This is a genomic window from Thiocystis violacea, assembly GCF_016583565.1.
Taxonomy (GTDB): domain Bacteria; phylum Pseudomonadota; class Gammaproteobacteria; order Chromatiales; family Chromatiaceae; genus Thiorhodococcus; species Thiorhodococcus violaceus_A.
Map to the genome: position 1 here is coordinate 1 of NZ_NRRF01000096.1, position 13240 is coordinate 13240.

Annotated in this window: 14 protein-coding genes; 8 read left to right on the top strand and 6 right to left on the bottom strand. The window is 66.6% G+C overall.

What is annotated here, in order from left to right:
• Nucleotides 1-365 precede the first annotated feature (365 nt).
• A complete protein-coding gene (locus tag CKO23_RS22000; protein WP_200335139.1) occupies nt 366-2303 on the bottom strand; it encodes a transglycosylase SLT domain-containing protein in 1938 nt (645 codons plus the stop codon).
• Between the two features lie 59 nt (nt 2304-2362).
• On the opposite strand from CKO23_RS22000, the gene CKO23_RS22005 reads away from it, so the two are divergent.
• The 4 genes from CKO23_RS22005 to CKO23_RS22020 all read left to right on the top strand — a co-directional run bounded on the left by CKO23_RS22005 (nt 2363) and on the right by CKO23_RS22020 (nt 5219).
• Nucleotides 2363-2680 carry a hypothetical protein gene (locus tag CKO23_RS22005; RefSeq protein WP_242482645.1) on the top strand — a complete coding sequence of 106 codons (318 nt, stop codon included), beginning with the start codon at nt 2363-2365 and terminating at the stop codon, nt 2678-2680.
• Between the two features lie 75 nt (nt 2681-2755).
• Complete coding sequence (amrB, locus tag CKO23_RS22010) at nt 2756-3541, top strand: AmmeMemoRadiSam system protein B (RefSeq protein ID WP_200335143.1); 786 nt, start codon at nt 2756-2758, stop codon at nt 3539-3541.
• The gene (gene amrA / locus CKO23_RS22015; protein WP_200335145.1) at nt 3528-4118 is read left to right on the top strand and encodes an AmmeMemoRadiSam system protein A; all 591 of its coding nucleotides are present in this window, start codon (nt 3528-3530) and stop codon (nt 4116-4118) included. Before amrB ends, amrA begins: the two co-directional genes overlap by 14 nt.
• Before the next feature lie 114 nt (nt 4119-4232).
• Complete coding sequence (locus CKO23_RS22020; RefSeq protein ID WP_200335147.1) at nt 4233-5219, top strand: alpha/beta fold hydrolase; 987 nt, start codon at nt 4233-4235, stop codon at nt 5217-5219.
• A gap of 269 nt (nt 5220-5488) precedes the next feature.
• Here the strand turns inward: CKO23_RS22020 and CKO23_RS22025 are convergent, their stop codons facing one another.
• The 4 genes from CKO23_RS22025 to CKO23_RS22040 all read right to left on the bottom strand — a co-directional run bounded on the left by CKO23_RS22025 (nt 5489) and on the right by CKO23_RS22040 (nt 8055).
• Nucleotides 5489-6016, bottom strand: coding sequence for a DoxX family protein (locus CKO23_RS22025; RefSeq protein WP_200335154.1), 528 nt, complete (start codon nt 6014-6016; stop codon nt 5489-5491).
• Nucleotides 6013-6801: an HvfC/BufC N-terminal domain-containing protein gene (locus CKO23_RS22030; RefSeq protein WP_200335161.1), complete on the bottom strand. Its 789-nt coding sequence runs from the start codon at nt 6799-6801 to the stop codon at nt 6013-6015. The genes CKO23_RS22025 and CKO23_RS22030 overlap by 4 nt, the downstream gene beginning before the upstream one ends.
• A complete protein-coding gene (bufB, locus tag CKO23_RS22035; RefSeq protein WP_200335163.1) occupies nt 6801-7661 on the bottom strand; it encodes an MNIO family bufferin maturase in 861 nt (286 codons plus the stop codon). Before bufB ends, CKO23_RS22030 begins: the two co-directional genes overlap by 1 nt.
• 88 nt (nt 7662-7749) lie before the next feature.
• The gene (locus tag CKO23_RS22040) at nt 7750-8055 is read right to left on the bottom strand and encodes a BufA1 family periplasmic bufferin-type metallophore (RefSeq protein ID WP_200335165.1); all 306 of its coding nucleotides are present in this window, start codon (nt 8053-8055) and stop codon (nt 7750-7752) included.
• 251 nt (nt 8056-8306) lie between these two features.
• Between CKO23_RS22040 and CKO23_RS22045 the strand changes: the two genes are divergently transcribed.
• Nucleotides 8307-8873, top strand: coding sequence for a sigma-70 family RNA polymerase sigma factor (locus CKO23_RS22045; protein ID WP_200335167.1), 567 nt, complete (start codon nt 8307-8309; stop codon nt 8871-8873).
• Nucleotides 8874-8897: 24 nt separating this feature from the next.
• Nucleotides 8898-9533 carry a DUF1109 domain-containing protein gene (locus tag CKO23_RS22050; RefSeq protein ID WP_200335169.1) on the top strand — a complete coding sequence of 212 codons (636 nt, stop codon included), beginning with the start codon at nt 8898-8900 and terminating at the stop codon, nt 9531-9533.
• A gap of 169 nt (nt 9534-9702) precedes the next feature.
• Here the strand turns inward: CKO23_RS22050 and CKO23_RS22055 are convergent, their stop codons facing one another.
• Nucleotides 9703-10374 (bottom strand): outer membrane protein, encoded by a 672-nt coding sequence (locus CKO23_RS22055; RefSeq protein ID WP_200335171.1) that lies wholly within the window; start codon nt 10372-10374, stop codon nt 9703-9705.
• 239 nt (nt 10375-10613) lie between these two features.
• On the opposite strand from CKO23_RS22055, the gene CKO23_RS22060 reads away from it, so the two are divergent.
• Both CKO23_RS22060 and CKO23_RS22065 read left to right on the top strand, forming a co-directional pair.
• Complete coding sequence (locus CKO23_RS22060) at nt 10614-11318, top strand: response regulator (protein ID WP_200335173.1); 705 nt, start codon at nt 10614-10616, stop codon at nt 11316-11318.
• Between the two features lie 378 nt (nt 11319-11696).
• Nucleotides 11697-13067 (top strand): ABC transporter substrate-binding protein, encoded by a 1371-nt coding sequence (locus CKO23_RS22065; protein ID WP_200335175.1) that lies wholly within the window; start codon nt 11697-11699, stop codon nt 13065-13067.
• The last annotated feature ends 173 nt before the right edge of the window (nt 13068-13240 follow it).

A 13240-nucleotide genomic window follows, 5' to 3' on the forward strand; every position in this document is an offset into this window, starting at 1 on the left:
AATCCTTACCGGCTCGGGACTTGCACCCGGTGGGCCGCAACAAGGAGTTTCCGATTTGCTTATCCGTTCGCTATCTTCCTCTCCTTCCAGGCTTTGCCTGGCGCAACCGAAGGATGATCGACGCCGCGATGCCCCAGGGCAGGGGCGTCGGCCGGCTAGTCTAACAGAGGCCGAGGTGTCTTTGCCGTGGAACAACAGCCGCGCGGTGTGCGCATAAGGGATGCGCGCCGGCCAGCTTCGGTCGGTTGGGCAGAGGTTGAGAGGCCAAAGATGCGCCCTTTGGCTGCGCCTCGTCCCACGACCCCAGCTATCAGAGCCCAAGCAAAGCCATAGTCTTTGGTTCACCCACCCGCGGCTCGCCGGATTCACTCCTGCGACTCAAGGCGCGCGACGCGCCCCGTCTGTGGGCCTTCTTCGCCTGAAATCGGCGGCAGCCAGTCGCTCAGGCGGAAGCCTTGCTCGCCGAGCCGTGCGGAGTAGATGACGCGATAGGCCATGACGCGCTCGACATACCCTCGAGTCTCCCGGAAGGGGATATTGGCGATCCAGAGGTCCGCGTCTGTGCACTGGCTCGGCAGCCAGCGCTCGACACGATGCGGACCCGCATTGTAGGCGGCCGTCGCCAAGGCCGGATGGCCGAAGCGGTCGCGCATCTCGGCCAGATAGGTGCTGCCCAGGGCGATATTGAGCGCGGGGTCGATGAGATCCCAGCGCGAGGGCTCATCCAAGCCGAGACGGTCGGCGACAGCCACCGCCGTCTTCGGCATGAGCTGCATGAGGCCGACGGCCCCAGCCGATGAGGCTACGGTGTGGGCAAAGACGCTCTCCTGGCGCAGGATCGCCAGGATCCAGGTCGGCTCGATGCCGGTTTGCCAGGCCTGCTCCAGGATGAGCGCATGGTGCTGCAACGGGAATCGCAGCTGCAGGTCGTCCCAGAAGCCGGTCCGCGCCTGGGTGAAGACCGCCTGGTCGTGCCAGCGATAGGCGTCCGCGACATAGGCCGCCGCCATCAGATCCTCTGCATCCATGTCTTGCGTGAAGACGCGCCACTCGCGGCGCAAGTCGGTCTCCCGACCCAGGCGATGCAGCTCGCGCATGCGTGCGAAGGCCGGCGTGGCCACCAGCGCGCGGATGCGTTCCGGCTCGGCGGGAATCGACCGATGCGCCATGGCATAGGGCTTCCCGATCCGATCGGCCGCCATGAAGCCCCAGAAGCTGCGTTGCTTGGCCGCCTGCGCGTAGAGGGCGTCGGCCTCGCGCGCGCGACCGAGCTGCGCCTCGGCTCGACCTTGCCAGTAGAGCCAACGGTCGCGTTTCACCGCGCCATCGGGCATACGCTCGATCCAGCGTGCGACCCAATCCCAAGCCCTCAGCGCCAAGGCCGCGCGCAATCGCCGTTCCTGCTCCGGGAGGTTGCTCGCGGTTTCGCCCATCGCGTCCCAGTCGCGCAAGCCCAGAGGATTCGCCGTCGCAGTCAGCGCGGCACCAACGGCGGCGTGGGCGCGGTCCGACGCCGGCACATCGGCCGCCAAGGCGCTCGCATACCGCTGCAGCTCGGTGGCGGCCTCCAGCGGCGAACGCCGCGCCAGGCGCGCGATGCCGTCGGCCAGCATGGCTGCGCGCATGGGATGCGGGTCATCGAAACCGCCGGCCGCCAGTGTCGCTGCCGGATCCTGCGCCAGCGCCAGCCAACGCGCGTGCCAGGCGCGTTCCTCCTCCGGCAGGAGCTGCCCCAGATAACGGGCCAGCCCCAGGCCGCCCGCCTCCATGGCCAGGCGGATGCGCTGCCAGGTCAGCTCGGGTGTCAGCCCCCCCGCCTCGCGCCAAGCGTCGAACACCGGATCACAGGCACGCGGGCGCGACCGCCCGGACCGCCACAGGGGCGCCACTTGCGTCATTGCGGCATCCCCGGCCCCGGTTTCGATGAGCGCGCGCAGATAGAGGCATTGGCGCTCGACCGAGTCGTCGGGACGGTAGACGCGGGCATAGTCCGACCAACGACCGGCGTCGGCCAGGCGTCTGAGGTAGGCCCGTCTGAGCCGCGTCACCAACTGCGCATCCGGGTCGTCATCGAGAAAGGCCTCGATGTCCGCGTCCGCCGTGGCATCCAGATCCCGAGTGAGCTGTGCGAAGCGCAGGTAGGGATAGAGCGGATAGTCCTGAAGCCCCTGCGACAGGCGCTCGAAGGTGTCACGATCACCCCGCGCGAGCGCCTGCTCGGCGGCGATAAAGTCGTCCGGCGCGCCGGCGATCGCGTAGGAGACGGCAAAGAAGGAGACGCCGATCAGTGCGAGGCGTAGCATAAAATCTTCAATTCAGCTGCAAAGACGTGATAAGGGGAGCATCCATGAGAGCAGCCATTATGGCACTCATTTTCCTGTTGATCGGCGTCGCCGTTGGCGGCGTCCTCGCAGTCGGATTCGGCGCCGGCATGGGGGCGGCCGGCGGCTTGCTCATGGGCGCGCAGACCGGCGTCTGCCTGGCCGCGGAGGCCGCGCGCGGCCAGGGCGGACTCGATGAAGCCGGCGCGGACGCACTGATCTCGACCGCCATGAACAAGATCCGCGCCAAGAGCGAATCCATCCCCATGCAATCCGGAGTCGAGTGGGTCAAGGATTCCGCCGGCTGCGCCCGACTGCTCGAGCAATTTTCCAAGGGGATGGAGCGGAAACCAGGCTGAGCGGGTCTAAACTTGGTCAGGAGACAGCGGCGTGTGAGCGCCCATCGGCCCCAGATTCAGCAGGAGGTAGCGCAGATGTCACGCGTTCGACAACCCGCCGTCGCCGACCAGTTCTACCCAGGTGACGCGGAGAAGCTCAGCCGCATGCTGGATGACTTTCTCGCCGAGACCGAGGCGGCCCTGCCGCCGCCCAAGGCGCTGATCGTCCCGCATGCCGGCTATATCTACTCTGGCTCCATTGCAGCCTCCGCCTACGCCACCCTCGCGCCTCTGCGGGAGCTGATTCGACGGGTCGTCCTCCTGGGGCCGTCCCATCGCGTTGCGCTCAAGGGGCTCGCCAGCAGCACGGCGGAGGCCTTCGCCACCCCGCTCGGCGAGGTGACACTCGACCGCCAGGGCATCGACCAAGCCCTGAGACTGCCACAGGTCCTGCTCATGGACCAGGCACACGCCTTCGAGCACAGCCTGGAGGTCCAGCTCCCCTTCCTGCAGCGCCTGCTGGCCGACTTCACCCTCGTCCCCTTCGTTGTCGGCGATGCCACCACGGACGCCGTCGCGCAGGTGCTGGATCTCCTCTGGGGCGGACCCGAGACGCTCATCGTCGTCAGCTCCGACCTCAGTCACTACCTCGACTATGACGCAGCGCAGCGCATGGATTCGGCGACCTCCGCGGCCATCGAGGCCCTGCGGCCGGAGGACATCGGCCGGGATCAGGCGTGCGGTCGCATCCCCCTCAAGGGCTTATTGAGGGCCGCCCAGCGGCGCGGGCTCAGGGCACGGACGCTGGATCAGCGCAGCTCGGGAGACACCGCGGGCTCACACGACCAAGTGGTCGGCTATGGTGCCTATGTCATCTACTGAAGGCTTTAGCCACTACGACCCGGACCAGAGGCGCGTCCTCCTGGAGACGGCGGCGCGTTCCATCGCTCAGGGGCTCGAACGGCATGTGCCAATGGACCCGCAACTCTCCGACTATCCGCCAGCGCTGTGCGCGACTCGGGCGAGCTTCATCACGCTTGAAATCGGCCATGAGCTGCGAGGCTGTATCGGTGTCCTCGAGGCTTGTCGCCCGCTGATTCGGGACGTTGCCCATAATGCCTTCGCCGCCGCCTTCGAGGACCCGCGCTTCCCGCCGCTGCGCGCGCAGGAGTATCCGCGGCTCTCCATCAAGGTCTCCGTGCTCAGCGTGCCTGTTCCGATCGACTTCGCCTCCGAAGCCGATCTGGTCCGCCAGCTGAAACCTGGCGAGGACGGACTCATCCTGAGAGACGCCAGGCACCGGGGCACCTTCCTGCCCTCCGTTTGGGAGCAGCTTCCCGAACCCAGGGACTTTCTCGGCCATCTCAAGCGCAAGGCCGGCCTGCCCACGGACTACTGGTCAGACGACATCCAGGTGTTGAGGTACGGCACGGAGTCCTTTGGCGGCCCGGTTCCTTAGCCGTTTTCCGGGAAAACCATCCCCATCGATTGGGTCGAGGAACACGGCCCAACGCATCGCCACGTGTTCGCCCCCCCAGGGTCGGGCCGAAACTGCTCTGGATCAGGTCATTCGATGAGGTTCACACTGCTCGCCGCCCTCCTCCTCACCGGCTGTGCCGCGCCCCAGGTCGTCGTCCAAACGCAACCGGACACTCCGCCCAGCCTCGCAGCGGACCACGCCGTCATGTCGGACGGCTACCGGCTCCCCCTGCGCCGCTGGGCAGGATCCGAGCCGCCGACCGCCGTGCTCCTGGGGCTGCACGGATTCAACGACTACAGCAAGGCGTTCGCCCCGCTCGCGGAGGACCTCAGCCGCGCCGGCATCATCACCTATGCGGTGGATCAACGCGGCTTCGGCGCGACGGCGCAGCCTGGGCGTTGGCACGGGAGCCTCCGGATGGCAAGCGACCTGCGCGAGCTGATCGGACTGCTGCGCGCGCGGCACCCGAACACCAGGCTCTATGTCGCGGGCGAAAGCATGGGTGGCGCGGTGGCCATGCTGGCCGCGGCGCAGGCGACACTGGAGATCGATGGCCTCATCCTCATCGCCCCCGCGGTCTGGTCGCGCGACACCATGCCCTGGTATCAGCGGCTGGTCCTGGAGGCCGCCGTTCACACGGTGCCCTGGATGAAGCTCACCGGCGAGGGTATCCGGCTGAGCCCGACCGACAACGACGGGCTGCTCAGGGCCATGTCGGCGGATCCGCTCGTCATCAAGGCAACCCGCGTGGATGCCCTCTGGGGCATCGCGGACCTGATGGATGCAGCCCGCGCCCATGGGCTGACGCACCGCCAGCCCGTGCTGCTCCTCTACGGCGAGCGTGACGAGATCATCCCCAGGAACGCCTTCTGCAACCTGCTCGCCCAGCTCCCGAGCGAGCGCGACGGGCTCCGGCTGGTCCTCTACGACCGCGGCTGGCACCTGCTCCCGCGCGATCTGCAGGGCGCGCGGGTCAGGCGCGACATCGCCGCCTGGCTGGTCGATCCCAAGGCACCCCTGCCATCCGGCGAGGAGACGCAGATCGGCGGCGCCCGAGTCGCAAGGCTCTGCTCTCCGTAAGGCGATTTCCGGAAATGACCTCAGCCGAATAGACCCGGATCGGTAGGGTGGGCAAAGTCCGCGCTCTGAGAGCGAGCCCAACCTCGACGCCAGACGAACGTGCCCATCGTGCAAACCGCTGAGCTGAGATGATGGGCACGCTTCGCGACCATCGGCACTCAGAAAGAAGCGCACCACCAGGGCTTTGCCCATCCACGGGATACGGGATCAAGGCGTCGATCAGACGCAAACGAGACCGGAACCATTCGCCCGATGTCCGGTTGAAGCCGTCATCCTCGTTGACGAGCGATCAGCTGATCCAACGAGAGGCGCCCCGGTCCGCGGGCCATGAGGTACAGCAGCACAGCCGCCCAGACCCCATGGGTCGGATAGGCGCCGGGATAGACCAAGAACTGGATCACCGCGGTCATCACCAGCAGGCCCAGGGCGGCGAAACGCGTGCCCAGGCCCAGCAGCAGCAAGACCGGCAGGACATGCTCGCCGAGGGCCGCGAGCACCGCGCCCAACTCCGGGGACAGCAGCGGTAGACGATACTCCTCTTGGAACAGCGCCACCGCGGAGTCCGAGAGTCGCGGCCATCCGAGCTGGGCGCTCCCCTCGACCAGGTCGACGGCGAAGCCCTCGATCTTGGTCTGGCCAGACGTCCAGAACACGGCGGCGATGGAAAAGCGCCCAAGCAACGCGATCAGGTCCTCTGGGATGCGCGCCATGGCCCGGTTACCGGCCATGATCAGCGTGGCCGGAGCGAGACGAAAGGTGCCGCCTTGGGTCGGCGGGGTCGTGAGCGTCATGTTCATGCGGCCAGTTCTCCGGAGGGTTTCCAGGCGGTGATGCCGCCATGATGGATGAGCAGTGCCAGGGCCTGAACCAAGTCGAAGTCAGGCGCCGTCGCCGTGGCGATCTCGGCGGCCTCGCCCAGCGGCGTCCCCGCCGCAAGCGCCGCCAAGAAGCGGGCGATCGCCAGCGCCAGCGGCAACACCTGCACCTCGTCGCCGTCACGCAGCACCAGGGCCGACTCCGCTCGGTGAAGCTCCACGTCCTCGATCCGGCCTTGGCCCTGATGCGCCGCCCAAAGGGAGACGATGGCGTGCTCGGAGACGAGCAGGGTGCTGCTGGGATGAAACACCAGGCGCGTCGCGGGCAGCCGCTGTGGGTCGGCGAGATGGGGAGCCAGGTCCTCGGCCGTCAGCGCGCGTGCATCGGCGGCGTGATAGGCCTTCACCCGTGCCCGTTCCAACCGGGCCAAATCCGGCAGGTAGGCCAGCCCATGGGCGGGCGGGAAGGCCGCGATAAAGTCGGGCAGCGCATCACCGTAGTCCGTCAGGATCGGCGACTCGGGTAAGTGCTCGACGACGAAGCAGCGTGCCATGGCCGCGAAGAAGGGCTCGCCCACCAGCGCACGGGTGACCGGAAAGCCGTCCGCCAGCGCCGCTGTCAGGGACACCACGACGTTGTTGCGGTAGACGTCGAAACGCACCGACGGATCTGAACCATTCCAGGTGACGAACCCCGGCGGCAGGGGGCGCTCTGGGGCCAGCAAGGCGTTAGCGAAGCGGGCTTGAATCGGCTCGGGCATCATCATTACGCGGCCTCCAACCAAGCAGCCGCGTCGACCAATGCCGACCGGGCGCACTCCGCCTCCGCGACCAAGATCGCCAGCGGCGGTATCGCCTGGTCGCGCTCGATCAGAGTGGGTCGCGGGCCGAGATGCCGCAGCGTGCGCCGGTAGAGGTCCCAGACCGCTTCGGCCACCGGCGCGCCGTGGGTATCGATGAGGAGTCGGTCGCCGGCGCCGTCGCGATCCTCGGCGAAACCGGCCAGGTGGAACTCACCGACGGCCGCGGCCGGCAGCGCGGCGATCGAATCCCAAGGATCGCGTCCATGGTTCACCGCGCTGATGTAGGCATTGTTCAGGTCCAGCAGCAGGCCGCAGCCGGTCCGCGTCGCCACCTCGGCCAGGAAGCCGCCCTCGTCCATGGTCGAGGCGACGAATTCCACATAGGTGCTGGGGTTCTCCAGCAGCAGGCGTCGCCCGAGACGTTCCTGCACCTCGTCGATATGGTCGCAAACCCGAGCAAGGGTTGCGGTGTTGTAGGGCAGCGGCAGCAGGTCGTTATAGAATGCGCCGCCGTGGCTGGACCAGGCGAGGTGTTCCGAGAACCAGCAGGGCTCGAAACGCTGCAAGAGGGTGGCCAGGCGATCGAGATGTGCCCGGTCGAGGGGCGCCGAGCCGCCGATGGATAACCCCACACCGTGGATCGACAGCGGGAAGCGTTCGCGGATTCGGGTCAGGTGTCGGAGCGCGGGTCCGCCGGCACCCATGTAGTTCTCGGCGTGCACTTCGAAGAAGTCCAAGGTTGGTTTGAGGTCAATGACCTCGCGCACATGCTGGGCCTTGAGGCCGATGCCGACGGCGGCAGCCGGGGGAGCGATGGTCGTCACGGTCGTTCCTCGTTGCGTCGCGTGGGGTGAGCGATCAGACCGACGCCGGACCTCCGCGAGGTCGGCGCCGATCCCGTGATGGCCGGGCTTACATGGCCTTGAAGGCCGCGAGCTGGCCCTGCCCCGTTGGTGACGTCGGCGAGGCCGTCTGCTCGCAGGTGCCGGCAGGAACGTACTTCCAAGCGTTGCCCTGATAGTCCACCTTCGAGCTGCCGGCGCAACTGGTGCCGGGGCCGGCGGCGCAGTCGTTCTTGCCCTTGAGCGCGATGCCGAAACACTTTTCCTTGGCGGCCCCTTCGCCGGCGACGGCGGTGTTGCCGAGGGTCAGCGCGGTCCCCAGGGCAAGGGCGAGTGCGGCGGCGGTGGTGGTCTGGATGGCACGGGATTGAGTCATGTTGCTTGCTCCGAAAAGACAGTGCAGAGGGAGGTTGATGTGAGAACCGGACGACCAGCACGGTGGCGAAGTCCATTCAGACCGAATGGGCTAGGCCGGCTGGCCTCGACCTTGCGTCCTCAATTATCCAGTCGCCCGAGCACCGCTTTCGGTTACAAGCGAGGGGGAACATTTTTTCGCCGGACCGGTTTCCGGCGCGCTGTAACCTTTAATGCCCCAGCAGCGACTGCATCAATAAGGATGCCGATACGATGACGACACAGCGTTCGCCGATGGACGATTTCGAGGCCAAGTTGCAGTCACTGTGGGGCCGTGCTCAGGCCGGAGACGAAGCCGCCTATCGGGAGGCCCTGAGCTGCCTTGCCGAGCGCCTACGGAGCTTTTTGAGGCGGCGCATGCAGTCGCTGCCCGATGAGCTGGAGGACTTGGTGCAGGAGACGCTGCTCGCGATCCACCTGCAACGCGGCACCTATGACCCGACCGTCCCCGTCAGCCGCTGGGCGCTTGCCATCGCACGCTACAAACTGATCGATCTGTGGCGACGCCGCGGTCGCCGCGAGGCCTTGCACGAACCCTTCGATGACCTTGCGGAACGCGATCAGCCCGCGGTCCGTGAGGAACCGATGGCCCAGCGGGACCTGACAACGCTGCTGGCCGAGTTGCCGAAGGCACAGCAACACGCGATTGCCCTGATCAAGCTGGAAGGGTTGTCCATCGCGGAGGCGTCACAACGCACCGGCATCTCCGCCTCGGCTCTGAAGGTCCAGGTCCACCGAGGCATCAAACGGCTTGCCGAGCTGGTGCGCCGGACCGGGTAAGAAAGACAGGGTGAGGAAGACAGCATGAAGACCAACGAATTGATCGATTTCCTGGCCACCGGCGCTGGTCCGGCCCCGCGCTGGGTCGAGGCGCGCCGGTTGCTGCCGATGATGGCGCTGGGCGTCGTCGCGAGCGCGGCAGGCGCGTTGGCGATCTTCGGCCCGATCCCGGCTGAGATCTTCGCGACCCCGGCGCCTTGGATCAAGTTTGCCTACGCCGGTGGCTTGGCGGCGGCGGCGGCCTGGCTCGCCGCGAGGCTGGGCCGACCGGTGCCGCGCACCCGTGCGCCGCTGCGCGCTCTGCTGCTGGTGTTGATGGCCATGGGGCTGCTGGCTCTGGGGGCCTTACTGGTCACCCCGGCGGGAGAGCGCCCGGCGTTCGTCCTTGGCCACTCCTGGTCGCGCTGCCCCGTCAACGTGCTCGCCCTATCGCTGCCGGCCCTGGCGGGCGCACTCTGGGCCTTGCGCGGGTTGGCGCCCACACGACCGAGGGCTGCCGGCCTGGCGGCTGGGCTGCTGGCCGGCGCGCTCGGCGCGCTCGGCTACAGCCTCGCCTGCACCGAGCTGTCACCGGCCTTCGTCGCCGTCTGGTATAGCCTCGGGATCGCTCTGGCGGGCATCCTCGGAGCCGCCCTCGGACCCTGGGCGTTGCGTTGGTAGTCGCCGCAGGGTTCTAAGAAGGTCGCCCGCTTGACGGCGAAGTCGATGCAAAAGGCGTCGAGTTTATTTGCGGTCACCGCCCCGCTTCATCTTGCGAGATCGCCCGGATCTTCTCCAACGCCCATCCGATGGTCCTCATCGGATCCGGGCATGATGCGGGGACGCGCGATCAAAACGCGTAGCGCAGACCGAGCGTCATCTCGTGAGAAGCCAGGTCGTCGAAGCGCATCCGCTGACCGTTGATGTCCCCGTCGGTGTCCGCGCTCCCGAGATCCAGGTACTGATACTCCGCGGTCAACGACAATTGTTCATTGATCGCATAGGCAAGACCGGCGCCCAGGGACCAGGCGAAGCTCGTATCCGTGCTCGCGGAGTAGACGCCCCATCCGGGGAAACCGCCCGGGCCCCGCACATCCGCCTCTGCCTCGTTCCAGGCCGCGCCGATCCCGCCCTTCAGGTACGGGCGCAGCTGGCTGCCCTGCAGCGTGAAATCGTAGACAAGGTTCGTCATCAAGGTCGTGCTCGTGACCGTTCCGTCGGTGGAGAACGGCTCGCCGAAGGCACCGTAAGAGGTTCCGCCGGCGTCGAACGCGCGGTAGCGCAGCTCTTCCTCCAGTCGCAGTCCATTGCCGAAGGCATAGCCGGCGCCGAGCCCGGCGACACCGCCGTTGTCCAGATCATAGTCCGGCCCCCGGTCAGCGTTGCCGTCACCATGAATCAGGCTTCCGTCGGGGATCGCGATACCGAGGTTCAACGAGCCGTACCAGCCGGGCTCCTCCGCGTTTGCCGTCTGCGCGCCGGCAACGATCGCCGAAATCAGGATCAATTGGGTCTTGTTCATCGACTACTCCGATTGGTTCGACAAGGAGGGCGGGAGCCCCCCAACACGAGCTCAGAGTAGGCCGCGACCTTGAAACGAGGATGTGGCGATTGTGAGCAGTCGATGAGGAACGGTGCCGGATGCAGACGAGATGGCCCGCGATCGGTCTGAGGCTCGCCGTGGGGGCCGTGCGTGGGAGAGAATAGCGCCGAGGGCTCCCCTGTCCGGGGGGCTCCGAGAACTCGAGGGAGATCCCGGCCATGAGTCCCGCCGCCGCCAAGACCGTACTCATCGTCGAGGACGAGACCCCGCTCGCCGATGTGCTCGAGGAGTATCTGCGCGCCTCGGCCCTGGAGGTCGAGCGCATCGAGGACGGTGCGGCGGTGGTCGCTCGGGTTCGCGCGGCCCCGCCCGACCTCATCCTGCTGGACCTGATGCTGCCGGGGCTCGACGGACTGGCGATCTGTCGTGAGCTGCGCACCTTCTCGTCGGTCCCGATCATCATGGTGACGGCGCGGGTGGAGGAGATCGATCGCCTGCTGGGCCTGGAGCTGGGCGCGGACGACTACATCTGCAAACCCTTTGCCCCACGGGAGGTGGTGGCGCGGGTCAAGGCCCAACTGCGTCGCGTCGAGATGCTCACCCGGCCGGCGGGCGAGGTCGATGCGGACGGTGATCGCGGGCTCGTGCTGGACGAGGACCGCTACGAGGCCCGCCTGGAAGGCCGCGCGCTGCGTCTCACCGTCGGGGAGTTCCGCCTGCTCGCCGCGCTCCACCGACACCCCGGGCGCATCATGTCCCGGGCGCGTCTGCTCGAGGAGCTCTACGACGACCACCGCGTGGTGACCGATCGCTCGGTGGACACCCATGTGAAGAATCTGCGCCGGAAGCTGGCGGCGGAATTCGATGGGCGCCAGTTCATCGAGTCGGTCTACGGCGTCGGGTATCGCTATGAGCCCGAGTGATCGCAGGGGCCTAGCTGCTGCGACCCGCAAGCATCGACGCCGCAGCCTGCAAACCTCCAGGCCAAGCCGAATTGGCTGACAACGGCCTTCGGGTCGCAGGCACGGCAGCGAGCACCTGCCCCGGTTTGTCCTACACTCCAATGTGTACCTATTCTGGAGAGCGGACACGAAGGCCGGCACGTCCGCCCAAGGTTGTCGCCAGGGAGCAAATCCGTCCGGTGTCGGGAGCCCTCGGACGGCACCACGAGCGAGCGGCGAGACTCCGGTCGAAGACAGCGGTGCTGGCCGTGTTGACTCAGGATCTGCCAGCCAGACTGAGTTCGCATCGGTCGATGCTCCGCAACCCGATCGACAACGACGATACCTATGGAGGATGTGATGCAAAGATTGAAGTCTCTACTGTTCAGCGGTATCGCCCTTTGTATCTGCTGTGCCGCGACCCTTGCCCAGGCCCAAACGACGCTGACCATCGCCACGGTGGACAATGGCGACATGATCCGAATGCAGAGGCTCGCCGAACGCTTCACCGCCGCTTTTCCGGATATCGTGCTGAACTGGATCATCCTGGACGAAAACGTCCTTCGCCAGCGGGTCACCACCGACATCGCAACCGGCGGTGGGCAGTTCGACATCGTGACCATCGGCACCTTCGAAGCCCCCATCTGGGCCGGGCGCGGCTGGCTCCTGCCGCTCGCGGACATGCCGGACGGATACGACGTCGATGACATCATGCCCGCGATCCGCGAAGCCCTGTCGGTCGAGGGCACCCTGTACGCCGCGCCATTCAACGGCGAGTCGGCCTTCACCATGTACCGGACCGATCTGTTCGAACAGGCCGGACTCGAAATGCCGGCCGCTCCGAGTTGGGAGTTCATCAAGCAGGCCGCCGCCGCGCTCAGCGGCAAGAACAGCGACGTCTACGGGATCTGCCTGCGCGGCAAGCCGGGCTGGGGGGAGAACATGGCGCTCCTGACGGCCATGGCGAACGCCTACGGTGCGCGTTGGTTCGATATGGACTGGAGGCCGCGGATCGACAGCGAGGCCTGGTCTAGGGCACTCAACGACTACGTCTCGCTGCTCAGCGAATACGGTCCGCCGGATGCCATCTCGAACGGCTTCTCCGAGACGCTCGAGCTGTTCCAGCGCGGGCAATGCGCCATCTGGATCGATGCGACCGTTGCCGCGTCGTTCCTGATCGACCCGGAGGAGTCCCGGGTCGCCGGCAAGGTGGGTTTCGCGCTGGCGCCCGATGCCGGGCTTGGCAAGCGCAGCAACTGGCTTTGGTCTTGGGCGCTGGCGATATCGGCGACGTCCGAGCATCAGGATGCCGCCAAGCGTTTCGTCGCCTGGGCCACGTCCCGCGAGTACATCGAGCTGGTCGCGAAGGAAGAGGGTTGGGCCAATGTGCCGCCGGGTACACGGATGTCCCTCTATGAGACCCAGGCGTATCTCGACGCCGCACCCTTCGCCGCGATGACGCTCGCGTCGATCCAGGCCGCCGATCCGGCACGCCCATGCGTCGATGAGGTTCCCTATAAAGGCATCCAGTACGTCGACATCCCGGAGTTTCCGGGCATCGGAACGGCGGTCGGTGAGCGGTTCGGCAAGGCCCTGACGGGAGAGATTCCGACCGAGGAGGCACTGAAGAACGCCCAGTGGGTGACCGGCAAGGTCATCCAGCGCGCCCGCCGCGTTCGCGATGAGCCGCCGGATCGGCGGAGTACCGAAGAGACGAGCGACACAGAATAACTCACGTTTCGGAGTTCAAAATCGGCCCTAAAAAGGATCCAATAGGTTGTTTATTAAGGAATAATGTCCTCAAAAATGGTAAAATGTCATGTGCTTGAATCATGACAACCACTCAAGAGGCCACGATGAAGACGCCCACATCCCAGACGGCGCTGCCAAGTCTCACCAGCGGT